Origin of the sequence: Paenibacillus sp. FSL K6-1558, assembly GCF_038002565.1 — a bacterium.
GTDB classification, from domain to species: domain Bacteria; phylum Bacillota; class Bacilli; order Paenibacillales; family Paenibacillaceae; genus Paenibacillus; species Paenibacillus polysaccharolyticus.
Genome location: NZ_JBBOCV010000001.1, coordinates 991,910 through 1,008,419, shown reverse-complemented (window position 1 = coordinate 1,008,419; position 16,510 = coordinate 991,910). Strand labels below are relative to the sequence as shown.

At 38.7% G+C, this 16,510-nt stretch carries 17 protein-coding genes and 2 pseudogenes; 11 read left to right on the top strand and 8 right to left on the bottom strand.

The features are described from left to right. Positions 1-33: 33 nt before the first annotated feature. From MHI38_RS04225 to glnA, 3 genes are all read left to right on the top strand, one after another. On the top strand, positions 34-1,287 hold the full coding sequence (locus MHI38_RS04225) for a methionine gamma-lyase family protein (protein WP_090916816.1): 1,254 nt from the start codon (positions 34-36) through the stop codon (positions 1,285-1,287). Positions 1,288-1,369: 82 nt separating this feature from the next. Beyond that, positions 1,370-1,783, top strand: coding sequence for a MerR family transcriptional regulator (locus tag MHI38_RS04220; protein WP_056689944.1), 414 nt, complete (start codon positions 1,370-1,372; stop codon positions 1,781-1,783). A gap of 130 nt (positions 1,784-1,913) precedes the next feature. Beyond that, on the top strand, positions 1,914-3,242 hold the full coding sequence (glnA, locus tag MHI38_RS04215) for a type I glutamate--ammonia ligase (protein ID WP_090916813.1): 1,329 nt from the start codon (positions 1,914-1,916) through the stop codon (positions 3,240-3,242). A gap of 105 nt (positions 3,243-3,347) precedes the next feature. Here the strand turns inward: glnA and MHI38_RS04210 are convergent. After that, positions 3,348-4,297 (bottom strand): annotated as a pseudogene (locus MHI38_RS04210) (site-specific integrase). Positions 4,298-5,411: 1,114 nt separating this feature from the next. On the opposite strand from MHI38_RS04210, the gene MHI38_RS04205 reads away from it, so the two are divergent. From MHI38_RS04205 to MHI38_RS04190, 4 genes and pseudogenes are all read left to right on the top strand, one after another. Beyond that, entirely contained in the window at positions 5,412-5,621 is a 210-nt protein-coding gene (locus tag MHI38_RS04205) for a hypothetical protein (protein WP_154890483.1), read from the top strand. Positions 5,622-5,787: 166 nt separating this feature from the next. After that, a complete protein-coding gene (locus MHI38_RS04200) occupies positions 5,788-6,270 on the top strand; it encodes a hypothetical protein (RefSeq protein ID WP_341180997.1) in 483 nt (160 codons plus the stop codon). Between the two features lie 33 nt (positions 6,271-6,303). Beyond that, positions 6,304-6,780, top strand: coding sequence for a hypothetical protein (locus MHI38_RS04195; protein ID WP_341180996.1), 477 nt, complete (start codon positions 6,304-6,306; stop codon positions 6,778-6,780). A 378-nt stretch (positions 6,781-7,158) separates the two neighbouring features. Further along, positions 7,159-7,390, top strand: a pseudogene (locus MHI38_RS04190) (hypothetical protein); the annotation flags it as partial. A 250-nt stretch (positions 7,391-7,640) separates the two neighbouring features. Here the strand turns inward: MHI38_RS04190 and MHI38_RS04185 are convergent. The 4 genes from MHI38_RS04185 to MHI38_RS04170 all read right to left on the bottom strand — a co-directional run bounded on the left by MHI38_RS04185 (position 7,641) and on the right by MHI38_RS04170 (position 10,305). Next, positions 7,641-8,108: a hypothetical protein gene (locus MHI38_RS04185; RefSeq protein ID WP_062325463.1), complete on the bottom strand. Its 468-nt coding sequence runs from the start codon at positions 8,106-8,108 to the stop codon at positions 7,641-7,643. 493 nt (positions 8,109-8,601) lie between these two features. After that, positions 8,602-8,931: a zinc ribbon domain-containing protein gene (locus tag MHI38_RS04180; protein WP_154890479.1), complete on the bottom strand. Its 330-nt coding sequence runs from the start codon at positions 8,929-8,931 to the stop codon at positions 8,602-8,604. Positions 8,932-9,229: 298 nt separating this feature from the next. Continuing rightward, the gene (locus MHI38_RS04175) at positions 9,230-9,586 is read right to left on the bottom strand and encodes a hypothetical protein (RefSeq protein ID WP_154890478.1); all 357 of its coding nucleotides are present in this window, start codon (positions 9,584-9,586) and stop codon (positions 9,230-9,232) included. Between the two features lie 368 nt (positions 9,587-9,954). Continuing rightward, a complete protein-coding gene (locus MHI38_RS04170) occupies positions 9,955-10,305 on the bottom strand; it encodes a hypothetical protein (protein WP_308721658.1) in 351 nt (116 codons plus the stop codon). A gap of 394 nt (positions 10,306-10,699) precedes the next feature. Here MHI38_RS04170 and MHI38_RS04165 point away from each other — a divergent pair, with 394 nt between their 5' ends. Next, positions 10,700-10,900 carry a YolD-like family protein gene (locus MHI38_RS04165; RefSeq protein WP_186809718.1) on the top strand — a complete coding sequence of 67 codons (201 nt, stop codon included), beginning with the start codon at positions 10,700-10,702 and terminating at the stop codon, positions 10,898-10,900. 738 nt (positions 10,901-11,638) lie between these two features. Further along, positions 11,639-11,995 carry a hypothetical protein gene (locus MHI38_RS04160; protein WP_154890475.1) on the top strand — a complete coding sequence of 119 codons (357 nt, stop codon included), beginning with the start codon at positions 11,639-11,641 and terminating at the stop codon, positions 11,993-11,995. Here MHI38_RS04160 and MHI38_RS04155 read toward each other — a convergent pair. Both MHI38_RS04155 and MHI38_RS04150 read right to left on the bottom strand, forming a co-directional pair. Then, positions 11,992-12,732: a hypothetical protein gene (locus MHI38_RS04155; RefSeq protein ID WP_154890474.1), complete on the bottom strand. Its 741-nt coding sequence runs from the start codon at positions 12,730-12,732 to the stop codon at positions 11,992-11,994. The genes MHI38_RS04160 and MHI38_RS04155 overlap by 4 nt on opposite strands. 192 nt (positions 12,733-12,924) lie before the next feature. After that, on the bottom strand, positions 12,925-13,239 hold the full coding sequence (locus tag MHI38_RS04150; RefSeq protein WP_341180995.1) for a hypothetical protein: 315 nt from the start codon (positions 13,237-13,239) through the stop codon (positions 12,925-12,927). A 489-nt stretch (positions 13,240-13,728) separates the two neighbouring features. On the opposite strand from MHI38_RS04150, the gene MHI38_RS04145 reads away from it, so the two are divergent. Further along, entirely contained in the window at positions 13,729-15,033 is a 1,305-nt protein-coding gene (locus MHI38_RS04145) for an aldehyde dehydrogenase (protein WP_341180994.1), read from the top strand. A 157-nt stretch (positions 15,034-15,190) separates the two neighbouring features. Here MHI38_RS04145 and lexA read toward each other — a convergent pair whose 3' ends face one another. Next, the gene (gene lexA / locus MHI38_RS04140; RefSeq protein ID WP_090916776.1) at positions 15,191-15,817 is read right to left on the bottom strand and encodes a transcriptional repressor LexA; all 627 of its coding nucleotides are present in this window, start codon (positions 15,815-15,817) and stop codon (positions 15,191-15,193) included. A 293-nt stretch (positions 15,818-16,110) separates the two neighbouring features. On the opposite strand from lexA, the gene MHI38_RS04135 reads away from it, so the two are divergent. Next, positions 16,111-16,488, top strand: coding sequence for a LysM peptidoglycan-binding domain-containing protein (locus tag MHI38_RS04135; protein WP_154890471.1), 378 nt, complete (start codon positions 16,111-16,113; stop codon positions 16,486-16,488). The last annotated feature ends 22 nt before the right edge of the window (positions 16,489-16,510 follow it).

The window sequence follows — 16,510 nt, the reverse complement described above, 5'->3', positions numbered from 1 at the left end:
CAGTTTCGTGCTATAAAAGGGGAATGAAGCAAGATGGCAAGGTTTGATTCAACTATTCTAGAACTTCAACATCAGGTGGAACGTCAGATCGAGGGACAACTTCATCAGGTTGATCGTATTGTAGATCACAATCAATGGAAAGTTATCGATGCCTTTCAGCGCAGAAAAGTAAGTGATTATCATTTTGCGGGCTCAACGGGGTATGCCTATAACGATCGTGGACGTGAGGTGCTTGATGAGGTGTATGCGGATGTGTTTGGTGCAGAAACTGCACTGGTGCGTCCTCATTTTGCCTCAGGAACACACACGATAAGTACGGCCCTGTTCGGCGTATTGCGGCCAGGAGACAATCTGTTGTACATCACAGGTAAGCCCTATGACACATTACATAAAGTGATCGGCAAGCCTGGGGATGGAACAGGGTCTCTCCGTGATTTTGGGGTTGGCTATGCTGAAACTGAACTCACAAACGCAGGGCAAGTGGATTGGGGAGCGGTGGAAAAGTCTATTACGCCAGCAACGAAGGTTATAGGCATTCAGCGCTCACGCGGTTACGACTGGCGTTCTTCGTTTACAATTGAGGAGATTGCAGATATGGTGGCACGTGTTAAATCGTTGAAACCAGACGTTATCGTGTTTGTGGATAATTGTTACGGCGAATTTACTGAAGAACGCGAACCTACGGAAGTAGGTGTGGACTTGATGGCAGGTTCGTTGATTAAAAATCCTGGTGGTGGGTTAGCAGAAACCGGAGGATACATATGTGGTAAAGAGAAGTATGTACAACTGGCAGCGTATCGCTTGACTGCACCTGGTATTGGGGGTGAGGTGGGTGCTATGCTGGGGACAACACGAGGCATCTACCAAGGACTTTACATGGCTCCGACCATTGTTGGTCAAGCGATTAAAGGAAGTATTTTTGCTGCGGCGATGTTTGCTGCATCCGGATTTGTAACGAAGCCTGCGTGGGATGAGCCGCGTACCGACCTGATTCAGGCGGTGCAATTCAGCTCTGCGGAGCATCTAATTGCTTTTGTGCAAGGCATTCAGCAGGCAGCAGCTGTTGATAGCCATGTTGTGCCTGAGCCTTGGGATATGCCTGGATATGAGCATCCTGTCATTATGGCGGCAGGTACGTTTATCCAAGGAGGAAGCTTGGAGTTATCCGCCGACGCACCGATTCGAGAGCCTTTTATCGGTTATATGCAAGGTGGGTTGACTTACTCTCATGTTAAATATGGCGTTTTGATGGCATTACAAGCGATGAAAGATCGTAAATTATTGTGAGTTTATCTAACATGTCATTGACACTTTGTAACAACTAAATGTACAATAGGGTCAAGAATAGATGACTGGAAGGTTGATGAACATGGGCGACGAGATTCGCAGAAATATGGCCTTATTCCCGATCGGTATCGTAATGAAACTTACCGACCTGTCCGCGAGACAGATTCGTTATTATGAGCAGCATAGTCTCATTGTTCCTGCAAGAACTTCAGGGAATCAGCGTTTGTTTTCCTTTAACGATGTTGAGAGATTGCTAGAGATTAAAGCTCTGATTGAAAAAGGAGTTAACATTGCTGGCATCAAGCAAGTGATGAATCCTGTCTCAAAAGAGTCTGAAGAGGCAACGGTGATTACGCCAGATACGGAAGTTAAACGTAGAGAGCTGTCCGATACGCAACTGCACCGCTTGCTGAAGCAACAGCTGGTGTCAGGCAAAAGACCAGGCCAAGTATCTCTCATCCAAGGTGAACTTTCTCGTTTTTTTAATAAAAAATAATCGGTTCACCTAACGAGGCGGGTAAGGTAAATTTCAAACTTCTGATGTCAGACTCCTTGACCCGTGGAACATTCTAATGTACAAATATAACATGCAAGCCAAATACGCAGATAAGAAAGGGAGAGGAATCATGAGTTATACAAAAGAAGACATTCTCCGCATCTCCAAAGAAGAAAACGTACGATTCGTTCGATTGCAATTCACCGACTTGCTGGGAGCGATTAAAAACGTTGAGATTCCTGTAAGCCAGTTAACGAAGGCTTTGGATAACAAAATGATGTTTGATGGTTCTTCCATTGAAGGTTATGTTCGTATCGAAGAATCCGACATGTACCTCTATCCGGATCTTGACTCTTGGCTTATTTTCCCATGGGTATCCGATAATCGCGTCGCGCGTTTGATCTGTGACGTATATCTGCCAGACGGCAACCCATTCCCAGGTGATCCACGTGGCATCTTGAAGCGAAACCTGAAGGAAGCCGAAGAAATGGGATTCACTTCCTTTAACGTTGGTCCTGAACCAGAATTCTTCTTGTTCAAAACGGATGAAAAAGGAAATCCAACAAACGAACTGAATGACCAAGGTGGATATTTCGACCTTGCACCAACAGATCTTGGTGAAAACTGTCGTCGTGATATCGTTATTACACTTGAAGAAATGGGCTTTGAAATCGAAGCTTCTCACCACGAGGTAGCTCCTGGTCAGCATGAGATCGACTTCAAATATGCGGATGCATTGAAAGCGGCAGACCAGATCCAAACCTTCAAACTCGTTGTTAAAACGATTGCACGTCAGCATGGATTACATGCTACGTTTATGCCAAAACCATTGTTCGGTATGAACGGTTCCGGTATGCACTGTAATCAATCCTTGTTCCGTGGCAATGAGAACGCATTTGTTGACGAGTCGGACGAACTGGGCCTGAGCAAAACTGCACGTCACTTCATGGCTGGAACGCTGAAGCATGCACGTGCGTTTGCAGCAATTACTAACCCGACTGTGAACTCCTACAAACGTCTTGTGCCAGGTTACGAAGCACCATGTTACGTAGCATGGTCTGCAAGTAACCGTAGCCCAATGATCCGTATTCCTGCTTCACGTGGTCTGAGTACTCGTGTTGAAGTTCGTAACCCGGATCCAGCTGCTAATCCTTACCTCGCTTTGGCTGTTTTATTGAAAGCAGGTCTGGACGGAATCAAACGTGAGCTTTCCTTACCAGCTCCGATCGACCGTAACATCTACATCATGTCAGAAGAAGAGCGTGTGGAAGAAGGCATTCCTAGCTTGCCAGCTGACCTGAAAGAAGCATTAAACGAATTGATCCGCAGCGAAGTAATCTGTGATGCTCTCGGCGACCACGCCCTGGCTCACTTCTACGAGCTGAAAGAAATTGAGTGGGACATGTACCGTACACAAGTCCACCAATGGGAACGCGATCAATATATCACGTTGTATTAATCCCCGAATCCCTTGCGCCATCTGGCGTGAGGGGTTTTTCTTTTTGTGGGCAAAACATTATAAATTCAAATAATACGAGAGTGCCCACAAAATGCCCACAAAAATTTAATCTTGAAGAATACCTTTAGTAAATACTTCGAACTTGTCCATATTGCTTTTCTGGATTTTAGAAGAAATGTGGGCATAGACATCCGACGTAATTTGAATGCTGCCGTGACCCAATTGCTCTTGTACGAATTTCATATCTGCTCCAGCTTCAAGCAATAATACGGCACAGGTATGTCGGAGTGAATGAATGGGGAGGGAGTGAAGGTCGCTTCGATCTAGTATCCGAGAGAAAGCATTGAATAATGATGATTTCGGCATATAGTTACCGTCTTCTCTGCATAACACTAGATCAAGGTCAAGATGATATCGTTCCCCTAAAACCCCTTTATTCTGCTTCTGCCATTCTTGGTGATACTTTAAATCATTAGCTAATGATTGGGATATTTTAATCGTTCTCTCTGATTTGATGGTCTTGGTTTCTCCGAATAATCCTTCCTTATCTTTAGCGGTAAAATCTAAAGTTTCGTCAATTGTTATTAACTGATTTTCTGGATCAATATCAGGCCATTTCAAGGCGGCAGCTTCACCTTTTCTCATTCCTGTTTCAATTAAGACTTTGAAAAAGATCCAATAAATGTAGCCGTGGGACCTTTTTCTGAAATTGAGTTAATGAAATTCTGATACATAGGTTTAACATCTCGAAGTAGTATGTTTCTGAAATAAGGCAAGATGTGATTCTTGATGTTGTTTTGATGTAGAAGTAGTGTGTTTTTTCGAACACTCCCTTTTTTGTATTGATCAATCCAAAAATAAAGATAATCTTTTAAACTCAAATCACTTTGCTCGTAGCCAGCGGAGAGACTCCTTTCGAACTCTGCAGCAGCTAATTGAGCTTCTTTCTTGGTTTTGAATCCCCGCTGAGACTTTTCGCGAAAAGTCTGTGTGAATGGATCTTTGTACCTTGGACGGTACTCCCAGCCAGTAGCATGTTTCTTGAAGCTTGCCATAAAAATCACCTCTATCAGAACCTATGTTCTTTTTTTGTGTATGTAAAACCGCCTCACAGCGATGTAAGCGCCTATTGACTGATTTTAAACAGTCAGTGAATTATTGTTGTTGAAAGATATTTAAGGGAAGTTTTCAGTTAGAATCTGAAAAAGATATTTTAAAGAAATCATCAAAAAACGAGCCTTAGTAACTAAGGCTCGTTTATGCAGAAGCCACTATTGGCTCTAAAAGTTGTGATTGGTTTAAGACAGTGGTTTCTCACTGACAAAGTAGCTATATTAATTCTACCCTATTTCAGAGGGTTTGACCATACTTTAGCTTATAGTTATTGTCCTTGGTTCGAGACCAGAACTTGTACCAGGTGCCGGAATGGAATAGAACGTAGTTCATTCTGAGAATAGAGATGTGTCTAATCATTGTGCATTTAACTGAAAATATCATGTTCTATTCAAATTCGCAATTATAGAGGCTTTTTTGTTTTAAGGAACCTTAATTTTAACGATATAAGTTCTTGGTTCAGTGACAAAACTCATATCGTTTTGGATAAAAAACATACATTTGACCCACAATTTACAATATTTATTAAAACGGAAAGAGAAAGGTAGAGTTAAGTGTAAAAAACGCTACGTCCTTGGAGTATCTCAAACACCTAGCTCGACTGGCACATAGTGGAAAATTAGCACAAACCGTCCCGGACATTCGATTGAAGCTGTTTAACCGTCTACGGCAAGTTCCGTGCATAAAAATACCCCTCATTCCGGATAAGCGGATAGAGGGTATTCGTTGTTACTTCTCCTATGCGAACCCTATAGGGCACTGCGAAGAGCCAGCCCGCTCGTTGCGATTTTGTTTTACAGCCGATTCAGCGCGATCAGTGAATGTATCGGACCTGCTTCCACAGATGCCTTCGACGCGTCAAGACGGCGAGTAGGAAGGATTCCCGCATCCGTCACTCTATTCATTCGTTTGCCATGCCCTCGACGCCGAACTGAATAGAATGGAGGTTTTAATGTTATTACAGACATTTCTTATAGCGAGAATTCACATGAGGGCATACTAATTTAAAACATTGTACAAAATATAAAACGAAATTTTAAAAAAGGAGGAAATTTAATGGTGTTTGGATTTGTGAATGAGGGGAAATTCTACGAAATTTTGGTTAGTTCCGATCCATTAACATTTAAAGAGAATATTAGACAACAAATTGCACGTTTACCTTTGCAGCTTCAATTTGGTAACGATGACGAACAAAATTTTGTTTTGATTTCCTATAAAAAAACGGAAACCGGAGAGTCCCCAGAGATAGTGGAGAGATCTAGTTAAATTCAAAAATATGCTATTTTTATGTTACTGAAACGTAGAGAAGAAGGGTCCACTTCTTTCTCATCTTCGGTTGATGGTTCTGTGAATTATCGTGATTCTGAACCTAGTCCATCCATCTAATTATCCAGTGAAGAGCAAATAACTCAAAGAAAGCAGGAGGTCGCATATGTCAAGTATTACTATCGGTGGGACTTTAGGAGAATTGGCTGAAAAAGCGAAGAAAGAACTAAAAAAATTAAAAATCAAGGATGTTAACGATTTTTTCGAGAAATTAGGTAATGATATTGATCATCTACCTCAAGATGTAAAAAAAGCAATAAAAGATACTGAGGAGGAGTTAAAACGTCTCAATATTAATTTTAACGAATTACTAGAGAATGGTTTTGATTCAATGAAAGAAATTTTTGAAAAAATTCCTACACCAGAAGAGTTTGCAAGAGAGATGGCTTTGAGTTTTGCAAATCGTGTAAAAGAGGATACTAAAGACGATACCTCTATAAAATTATGTAACAGGAACAGTAGGAGGACTTTTGGTTGCTACTGGTTTAACGATGAAAACTGCATCTTCAGGTGCTCCAAATCCTTATGCGGATTATCTTATTATTTCCGGTCCTGTTGCTGCAACTTGGGGTTGCACAGAAGCTTATAAATAAATTAAACATTAGATATGGAGGATTTTAATATGGGATTGAAAATTGGTGGAACGTTAGGAAAGATGGCTGAAGGAGCAAAAAAAAAGTTGAAAGGTATTAAAATTAAAGATGCCTCAGATTTTTTTGAGAAGTTAGGAAGTGATTTTCAACATATTCCTGAGGACGCAAAAAAAGCTGTGAAGGATATAAACGATGAATTAACACGATTAAATCTTAATTTTAATGAACTTTTAGATGATGCGTTAGGCAAAAGTGCTGAAAAACTAAACGAAGCACCAACACCAGAGGAGTACGCAAATGAAATGGCACTAGAATTGGCAAAAAAATATAGAGAAAGAGACGGGAGCTCGGCCGAGCAATGTCCTAAAGTTGTAAAAGGACTTTTAGTTGCGTTGGGCGCATCAATGAAGTTCGAGTCAGGCCAGACTGAAAATATGTATGCTGACAGTTTAATTGACAATAGAGAGGCAGCCGCAAATTTGGGATGCTCAGGAGCATTCAAGTAGCGACAAGGGGATGCCAAGTTTGTTGGCTGTATGTACATGTCTTTCGTATTAAGATCAGCCAGTGAACTCTGGTTGGCCAATTTTATATGCGTTTTTAAAATTAGTGATTCCTGTGTAGAATGAAATTTGTTCGATGGGAATAAGTGCCGAAATAAAAGGGAGGGGATACGGTAATCGGAACATGTTTTTGTCCCTCGACAAATTTGAAGGACAAGAACTTGTACCGATTACCAAAATGGAAAAGAACATAGTCCGAGTGCCGATTAGATATAAATCTAATCATTATGCATATCACTTAAAACCTCATTAAGTACCTTAACTCATGTAAATGAGCCTTGCAGGGCCAGAATAATGTACAGTTCAATTACGGCCATCCATGGAAATCGAGCCATTTTTGTGGTAACTTTGACCACAGGTCTTGAAAAGGAATTCGATCTTAGTATGCAAGAAGTTAACAACTTTATCGATTGGTACGAATCAAAACAAGTTGGAAGTGTAAAGGCATCATACGCTATTGATAAGCAAGATAATAACAAGGGACCATTCAAAAGTCGCAAGGAGTACATTCCTATTTGATCGTGTCTTAACGTTTGAAGTAAGCGAATACTGAAAATTTGTTACAAAGGCTACCGCGATTGTATTGCGGTAGCCTTTGTTCGTTCTTTTATAATACACTGAAATAGCTTTTCATTTTCCTTTATAGTAATAATTAACAACCTGAATAGTCTATCAGGACTAGGTACATTTTGCTATGAAAAATTTATGGTATGAAGCGATGAATCATTTTAAAAGACCAAAATGAAAAAGACTCCCTGTATGAAGATGGAGAGCCTTTTCTTGAATTTAGACTATAATATTGATTAGTTGTATTTTGTAAATTGAATATTATAAGGTTGGTTGTAGTTGTTAATGCCGTTATCCATGATTCTAAAGTAAACCTTCTCCCCAGGTTTAGCACTCATACCAATTGCCTCGGCGTATCCAGGCCCATTCCAGTTATCCGTTTTAATGAACTCTATTCCACCGCTTGCATTCATTTTATAAACAATCATAACAATATCGAAATTAGGTGGAGGGGTAGCAATAACGCCAAATGTGATTACAGAAGATCCATTTGTATTGTCTACAAGATAATAATCATTATCACTCATACTGTCTAAATACTGTGTAGCGCTGAATCCAGAAGTTGGACTAATACTTGTATACATTACTTCCGCGGTTTCAGGAGTATCTGCCCAACCCGTTGCTGCAAAAGCAGAACTTGACCCGAAAGCCATCAAACATGCCGTTGCCATAACAGAAATAGAGAATTTTCTTAATCTTTTCATATTCAAACCTCCCAAATATACTAGAGCCACTAGAGTAAGATTCTGTGTTAAGTTGTTATTTGAAATTAAAAATATAGAAGAGATCTCACATAATTAGGTTGGCCAACCATGGATAAATATACCATAATAAATCGATATTTGTAAACGATAATATTGTAAAATGATGGATTTATAATTATTATTTTGGAAAGTTCTATTTATAAAATAGATGGAAATGAAGGAAAAACACGACTTTTATCGAAATGTTAGATTGGTGATGAGATGAATTATATACATAAGATATTATCCACAGAAATGGATTTTTTCTCAGCAGCCCTAGCCCAGGTCCGCGTATCAGTCTGGCATGTTTTGGGCGATCGCGAACACATCATTGACTATGGCGACCCGGTGTTGGAGTATAGTCCAGTATCCATTAAGATTATGGGGAAGAGATACTTTCGTGATACGTTTGAATTTAGGGTACAAAAAAAGGAACCATATAGTGATTCCTTTTTTACCAATCTCTTATGAACTCTATTAAACCCAATATAAGTAATAGACCACATGCAAGAGCAACAATTCCAGCTAAAAAACTGCCTATTATAGAATTAGCGACTACATTTATATTTCCAAAATTATCTCCACAATAAGGACATATAATAGCAGTTTTTGATACCGGATTTCCGCAAGATCGGCATGGTTCCATGCTTGATGAGTTACCTTTAATGGTTGCTTTGATATTTCGGAATGTAGAAAGAAACAAACCAGCAGATAAGCCTAATATAACTAGAATAAAGCTTGAAAATAATATTATTGCAATAACAAAGAATATTTTCTCTTCCATATATTCCTCCACTATGTAATCAATCCAGAATAGTCTATCAGATCAATTTGTTTTTTTCTATAAAATTGTATGGATGTGGATAATGAATACATATCGAGAGTTAAAAAGTGACATGGTAGTATTGCGCCAGGCGAGAATACTTTTGGCATGCATTGGAGCAGCAGGAGCACTTGATTGATTCGGCGGATCGGTGGATGCTTATACGGAGGTATCCGTCAAGTTGGCGGGAAAGAGATTTTTTAGGGACACATTTGAGTTTAGGGTACAAAAATAGGAGCCTTTTCAGGCTCCCCAATTTCTATTTACTAGTGAATAAAAGGTATAATTCTTGTGCAGGTTCAAACATAACTATAATAAGAAACACAGCCAAAGCACCACTCAACACGCCCAGTACAAGCATAGCAAACATTGATTCAGCGATTGAGGATGTGCTGCCTCTTCCAAAGCTTTCTCCACAACTGGGACAAATAATGGCTGTTTTTGATACTTCATGTCCGCATACATTACACGGTACAAGTTTGGAACTCAAACCACGAATTTTTTCCCTAATATTCATGAATAAAGCGTAAAAGCATGCGTGAGCGAAATATAAAAGTGGCGATATCCCGCAGAATCCAATTATTAGCGCAAAAATAAGTTCAGCCTTATCACTCATGTTATTCCTCCATCTATGTATTTAATCCAGATTAGTCTATCAGAACTATATTACCATTTCCATAATTTTGGATAAAAAAGCTTGTCCCATTAGGACGACACTCAAATAATAAATTTATTTTCCTTAATAATTTCACATCGTTATTCCTCACACTTCCAACTTCTTTCGACACCTCGTAAACTCACATTTTAGCCGCTTCATACGGCTTAAGTAGCCCCAGTAACCTCCTTTAAATCTATAATCAGTTTGTTATATTACTCAAACACAAATGCGGGATCTCCAGTAACAAATAAAACACCTCAACCTAATTATAGCTATTTGCTATAAAAGATTGAGGCGGTATGTTATGGGTTAGTTGGAATACTCAATCAATTCAAAAATGTTCGTTCAAACCATCCAACTGACTCGGTCAAAGCTGCAACTCCTAGTGCAAAAAAAACTAAAGCGAGAAAAAAACACATAACTATGGAATCACCTGCTCCATGCAGCTCACCATAATTTTCTCCGCAATCAGGACAAATTAAAGCTGTGCTTGATATTGATCGTCCACACGTTCTACAAGATCTGGTCTTACTTACTTTCACACCTCTTAATTTCCTATAGATATTGATAAACATGTAGATTGCAGCTACGATTGCCACCAAAAAAAATATTAATACAACTATTCCTAAAACAAATACACCGACGTAATTACTTAGTTTATTCATTTGTTCACTCATACGAAGCATTTTTCCCTTCAATTAATGTAACTCTAGCACACAATCATTTAGATAATTCTCTAGGAGATTCACTACCTAATTGCCAGCCCGAAATTATCCGATTATTTTATGTATTTCATATCTTCTTCCTTCAATGCCCTCAGCCCACTGTTCACATCCTTTCATATAGCCTGTAGCTCTTTAGTAGCGTAGCTGCGGAATACATACATTGGGAAGATAGGTCTGCTACGGCCAACATAGTGATACTGGAAGGATGGGAAAGTGAGGGAGAACGTCCTAAGGTAGACCATACACCACCTTCTGGAAACATTGACTATTGGACTCAATATAAAGGGGGCTTGTCATACGTAGCAGACTGAAGGATAACGGATTGTATGAGACATCCAGAATGATTATGCCTGTACACAGAGAAGCATGGTTGGCTCAGTGCGAGCAACAGAAGAGACGTGGCAAGCCAGATTTGGACGATCAGGAAATGCAACGGATCAGTGAATTACTTGTTGACTCTTATAATAGAAGTAGTACGATTGATTTGATATTATTTAACCCTTTCTTTGAAGAGCCGCTCTCAGTAGTAGTTGTGGTGTGGGATTAAACTCTGCACGGTGTGAAATAAAGTTGATGCTAGAGGATGAGTTCCGCTGGGTTTCTTTGCCGAAATTGTCTCTGTTAAGTAATGAGATTGTAGCGCATTGGAATTGCGAACGTAATACTTTATAATATCTGTATAAGTACATTAATTTAATTATTTTCGATTTAATCAGGCAATATAGAATAGATTTATCGCATTTAATGTCAGAGTAGTAATGAAAACAAAATGAATATTTGAAACGAGTTTCTTCATTATAATAAGAAAAAAAGGGCGCCCACAAAAGCGCCCACAAAATGCCCACAAAAGTCTGAATGATTATGATTAGTTTTGAAAAGTTGATCATTGATAATACTTGTTTTAAGCGGGTTTCAAATGGTGAATGATACACTTTGAAAGCTAGGAACATAAACCATACACAAGTCCACCAATGGGAACGCGATCAATATATCACGTTGTACTAATTGAAGAAACCTTGTAACTACGGGGTTTTGAAAGAATAAACCGGGGGACGTTTTGAGAGACTTGCACGTCTATTGAGGTTGCGTCCCCCAAACGTCCCCCGGTTTTTGATTTTCTGATCCAAAAATAAGGGAAGTGTACTCTTGATACTTATCAATGTTTCTCTTTTCTAGCTTTATAGAAATATGAGCATTCACATCGGATGTAATTTGCACACTACCATGCCCAAGTTGCTCTTGCACATTTCCATGGAGTTATTACTTGTTAAGGAGAATTGTACATATGACAAGCAAAATTAAAGATTTTACGGCAAACACATTGTTTGTAGAAAACTTAGAATCATCAAGATTAAAAGATGGAAAAGTCAAGAAGAAAGGTTTTGTGGTTTGGAAACTACGTTCTATTCTTTTAGCTTTCTTATTGATTTGGTGTCTATCCGCTGTACTGATTTATCTGTGTTTTGACAGCTGGGGCAGTAGAGGAACTTTTGGAGATTTGTTTGGGGCCATTTCCTCCGCTGTGCTTTTTTTGTGCTTAAACAAAAAAAGAAACGGCACAGGACTTTTCTATACCGTTTCACATTTAATTTTCTATACTCATTTTGTCTTTGCTCGAGGGAGGTTTTTTTGTATTCCTTAGTAAGATTGAAGTGAAGACCATGGTGAATCGTTGATAACATAAAGCTGTAATTTGTAATCAGTACTGAAATTACCGTTGTATTTCACGTAAGTAAAAGAAAAGGTTGCTTTGGCTGGGGAGTCATATGTTTGATATTGCTGAACAATATAAGGCTGAACCTGATTACTTGCATATCCTGCTGCCACATCTACAAAACCGTCAAAAACCTTTGATATATAATCATAACCACCGTTTACCAATACATAGTCCGCATAAAATTTAGCTTTCACAAAAACAGTTTCTTCTTTAACAAGTGCATTGTAGTATTTTTTATAACCACTTCCGCTTACAACCCAACCAGTTCCATTATCAACAATCATAGGTGTAATCATGTCAGGTTTAGCAGTAGGTTTAACAACTTCTAAAGTAGCAGCAGTAGCATCAAAAGTAGATTGAATTACAGAACCATCAGGAAAAACTATTCTCTTAACCTTTAGCTTCTCAGAGTTAATATATTCTTCTGTAACTCCAGTATCTTTTTTCTCTGGATTATCTGAATCTGGAATACCACCAGCTTCAATTTTTTCTATAAGAGAATCCCTTACCGCATCTGATATACCTAAATTCTCCGCGTATTCTGTGATTTTTTTAAGTTCATCCTGTGATAGTTGAACCTTAACTGAATTGCTTGCAAAGATGCTTGAGGAAAAAGTAAATAACATAATAATAGACACAGCAACAGTTAATATCTTTTTCATGTTAACTCCTCCTAAAATATAATTATAATAATTAGTTAAATTTAATTCATTCAAAGATTATTAATTTAAATCAGAGCCTTGATATTCGATCAAAAACATGCAGATACAGCTAATAAGCTAGCAAGTAATTTCTTTATCATACAATCTTCGCTCCCTTTTATTATGCTCATGAATTCATTCTAAAAGAATAAATTATTCCATCTTAGTTACGTAACCCTCATAGTTTCCATAATATAATCCGTTTGAATAGGTAGTAGATGTTAATGTTAATCTTCCATACCAAACGCCATCAGCATAAGTGTAGGTCTGTGGAACATAACTTGCATTTCCATATTTATTGTTAACGTCTGAGTATCTTACATATTTCTGGGTTGCCTGAATCGTAATACTTTGTGAAGTTAATGAATCTTGAGAAGAGGGTGAAGCGGCAGCAAATGATGTTGGAACAGCGACGATTGCCGCAATAACAGTTAAAGCTCCAAGTGAATACATTTTTTTTTTATACAAATACCTCCTAAGATTTGTAATGAATTAATAAAACTTTACTCTTTAAAACTACCATATTATTCAATGTAAAATAATAACATTTGTCACATGGTTTACTATATTTATCCTCAGATCACAATTAAACATATATGAAGATAAAATAAGAAAGTCAAAAATCAATATGTCAAGCCTCTGCATTAAATAAGTTAGAAGGTATGATTTATATTTGTGCAAAGTAAAAGTAAATAGTTATATTATTGTGAAATCTCTAAATGAAAACTAAACTCAAATAAGAACATGAAGAGTTAGAAATATAATAAATTCAATATCTGAAAAATTCATAAAAGAGTTAGCGGAAAAAATAAAGAAGTATGCGTCATACTTTCCACTTATTTTGTCTTTTGACATCTGTCCTGTTTCAAAACTATGTTGATAGTTTCATATATAAAAGATATAATTAATTTGATTTTGAACAATATAATTTTTATAAATTAATTGGAGATGATATTTTTGGAACAACAAGCGAAGCAACTTGTGACTACACAACGTACGTTTTTTAATACAGGACAGACTAAACAAGTGGAGTATCGGATTCAGGCTTTGCAAAACTTGAGAGAAGGGATCGAGAAGTACCAGCAACGTATTCTGGATGCGCTTCGTGCTGATCTCAATAAATCAGAGGCTGAAGGATATGGCTCGGAGATTCGCATTGTATTGGGTGAATTGGATTACACGCTGGAACATCTGCGTGAGTGGGCTACACCACGTAACGTTCCAACGAGCCCTGCAATGCCAGACGCGGCTAGTACGATTTACCCTGAGCCTTATGGAGTTGCTCTGATTATCGCGCCTTGGAATTATCCGTTCCAACTGGCGTTTGGGCCGCTAATCGGTGCAATTGCTGCAGGGAACTGTGCTGTGATCAAACCTTCTGAGCTTACACCAGCGACGTCTCGTTTAATTAACGATCTGATCCAGGACATATACCCTGAGGAGTACATTGCTGTTATGGAAGGAGAGGTTGAAACGAGTACAGCACTGCTTAATGAGAAATTCGATTATATTTTCTTTACAGGCAGTACGGGGGTCGGTCGTATTGTCATGAAAGCTGCAGCAGAGCACTTAACTCCAGTGACGTTAGAGTTAGGCGGTAAAAGTCCAGCCATTGTGCATCGGGATGCTGATCTGAAACTGGCAGCACAACGTCTTGTGCGCGGTAAATTTCTGAATGCAGGTCAAACCTGTGTTGCACCGGACTATTTAGTAGTAGATGAACAGGTACATGATCAATTCATCGAGGAAATCAGAGCCGAGGTTCGCGATAAATTTGGGGATGATGTGATGCAAAATAAGGATTTTCCTCATATCGTTAACACACGTAACTTTGATCGTTTGACCGCTTTCCTTACGAATGGCAAAACTTTAATGGGAGGGCGTTCGAATCGGGATCAGCTTATGATTGAACCGACTATTCTTGGCGATATCGATTGGGATTCACCAGTAATGAAGGAAGAGATCTTTGGACCTATTCTGCCCATATTTACGTATCGTGATTTGAATCCAATGCTCGATGAAATCGCTCGGCGGCCTAAACCACTCGCTTTGTATTTATTTACTGAAAATGAAGCTTTACAGGAGCAGGTATTGAATCAGGTTTCTTTTGGTGGAGGCTGTATTAATGAGACTCTATCTCACATGACCTCGCATTATTTGCCATTTGGCGGTGTGGGAGAGAGTGGCATGGGTTCTTACCATGGACAACAAAGCTTTGAAGTATTCTCACATCACAAAAGCATTCTTAAACGCACTAAATAATCTCTTGTTCAGCGCATGCACTTATTAGAGTAGATGGTTAGTAAACGATATGCCCCAACTATTAGAGTAAAAGAAAGAGGTTGTCCTGTTGATCAGGGCAACCTCTTTCGTATTCTATCGGGTAGAACGTATTAGCAATTTAATAAACCAATATGCATTAATGAATATCGCGGAAAAGACCAATGACCTTGCCTAGAATACTAACGTGTTTCAACCGCAACGGTTCTAATGTAGCATTTTCCGGTTGAAGGCGAATGTGATCCTTTTCCTTATAAAAAGTCTTCACTGTTGCTTCATCGTCCTCAGTCATGGCAACGACAATGTCACCATTATCAGCGGTTTGTTGCTGACGAACGATTACATAGTCTCCATTAACAATACCGGCTTCAATCATACTGTCCCCAACAACGGAAAGCATAAATACTTTCTGTTCTCCTACATAATGTGTAGGAAGTGGGAAGTAGTCTTCAATATTTTCTGTTGCCGTAATCGGCACACCAGCTGTTACTTTACCCACGACCGGAATTCGTGCAACGCTGTGGGCGAACTGATGAGAATGCTCAGACTCTTCCTGGCTTAACAATTCAATCGCTCTTGGTTTGGTTGGGTCACGTCTGATTAACCCTTTCTTCTCCAAACGATCCAAATGTCCATGCACTGTGGAACTGGAAGCCAGTCCAACGGCTTCGCCAATTTCTCTTACGGAAGGAGGATACCCCTTCAAACGGACTTCATTTCGTATAAACTCCAGGATAGCCTGTTGCCTGCTGGATATCTTCGACATACCGTATCAACCCCATTTTAGTAACGTTTGGGAAAATTATAACATAGAACCTCCGTTCGTACAAACATAAGTTCTAAAGAAATCATATTATTTCTACTTTTTTCGATTCAGACTCATTAGTTTTTTTGGAAAAGAGAGTTTAATTGTTCATTACGCGAGAATTTTAATATGAAAAAAGATGTTTTAATGTCGAAAAAAGAGCGAACAATTGTTCTAAAAAAGTCTTGAACAAAACAAATGTTCGTGTTATATTGATTTCAAGAGATAGGAACAAACGTTTGGAGGCGGGGCAAATGAGATATTCTACGTATCAGAGCATTTATAAACCAGTAAATTCAGAAGCTGTAAAGTCTAATATAGGGCAATTCAGAACGTTCGTGACACGACTTAAGTTTTCTAAGGGTTTGATTAAACTGGCAATTGCTTTATTAATTATATTTATTGGATGTAGTACAGTGCTAACTGTTTTTGCTGGTAATGAGAATGATCTACTACCTGGCGGTAAGATTGCTGTATCACAGGGAGAAACATTGTGGAGTATTTCTTTGGAACATAAACCAACGTCGATGGATACACGTGTATATATAGAAGCAATCAAAAAAGTGAATCAACTTGAATCAGCAACAATCCAGACAGGACAAGTACTAATATTACCTCAGTTTGTTAAATAGAGTGCGCATCTGCATAGGTTGG

What these genes read in the sequence shown, in the direction of transcription:
- MHI38_RS04225 (WP_090916816.1), top strand. Translation starts at nt 34, where the DNA reads ATGGCAAGGTTTGATTCAACTATTCTAGAACTTCAACATCAGGTGGAA.
- MHI38_RS04220 (WP_056689944.1), top strand. Translation starts at nt 1,370, where the DNA reads ATGGGCGACGAGATTCGCAGAAATATGGCCTTATTCCCGATCGGTATC.
- glnA (WP_090916813.1), top strand. Translation starts at nt 1,914, where the DNA reads ATGAGTTATACAAAAGAAGACATTCTCCGCATCTCCAAAGAAGAAAAC.
- MHI38_RS04205 (WP_154890483.1), top strand. Translation starts at nt 5,412, where the DNA reads ATGGTGTTTGGATTTGTGAATGAGGGGAAATTCTACGAAATTTTGGTT.
- MHI38_RS04200 (WP_341180997.1), top strand. Translation starts at nt 5,788, where the DNA reads ATGTCAAGTATTACTATCGGTGGGACTTTAGGAGAATTGGCTGAAAAA.
- MHI38_RS04195 (WP_341180996.1), top strand. Translation starts at nt 6,304, where the DNA reads ATGGGATTGAAAATTGGTGGAACGTTAGGAAAGATGGCTGAAGGAGCA.
- MHI38_RS04185 (WP_062325463.1), bottom strand. Translation starts at nt 8,108, where the DNA reads ATGAAAAGATTAAGAAAATTCTCTATTTCTGTTATGGCAACGGCATGT.
- MHI38_RS04180 (WP_154890479.1), bottom strand. Translation starts at nt 8,931, where the DNA reads ATGGAAGAGAAAATATTCTTTGTTATTGCAATAATATTATTTTCAAGC.
- MHI38_RS04175 (WP_154890478.1), bottom strand. Translation starts at nt 9,586, where the DNA reads ATGAGTGATAAGGCTGAACTTATTTTTGCGCTAATAATTGGATTCTGC.
- MHI38_RS04170 (WP_308721658.1), bottom strand. Translation starts at nt 10,305, where the DNA reads ATGAGTGAACAAATGAATAAACTAAGTAATTACGTCGGTGTATTTGTT.
- MHI38_RS04165 (WP_186809718.1), top strand. Translation starts at nt 10,700, where the DNA reads ATGCCTGTACACAGAGAAGCATGGTTGGCTCAGTGCGAGCAACAGAAG.
- MHI38_RS04160 (WP_154890475.1), top strand. Translation starts at nt 11,639, where the DNA reads ATGACAAGCAAAATTAAAGATTTTACGGCAAACACATTGTTTGTAGAA.
- MHI38_RS04155 (WP_154890474.1), bottom strand. Translation starts at nt 12,732, where the DNA reads ATGAAAAAGATATTAACTGTTGCTGTGTCTATTATTATGTTATTTACT.
- lexA (WP_090916776.1), bottom strand. Translation starts at nt 15,817, where the DNA reads ATGTCGAAGATATCCAGCAGGCAACAGGCTATCCTGGAGTTTATACGA.
- MHI38_RS04135 (WP_154890471.1), top strand. Translation starts at nt 16,111, where the DNA reads ATGAGATATTCTACGTATCAGAGCATTTATAAACCAGTAAATTCAGAA.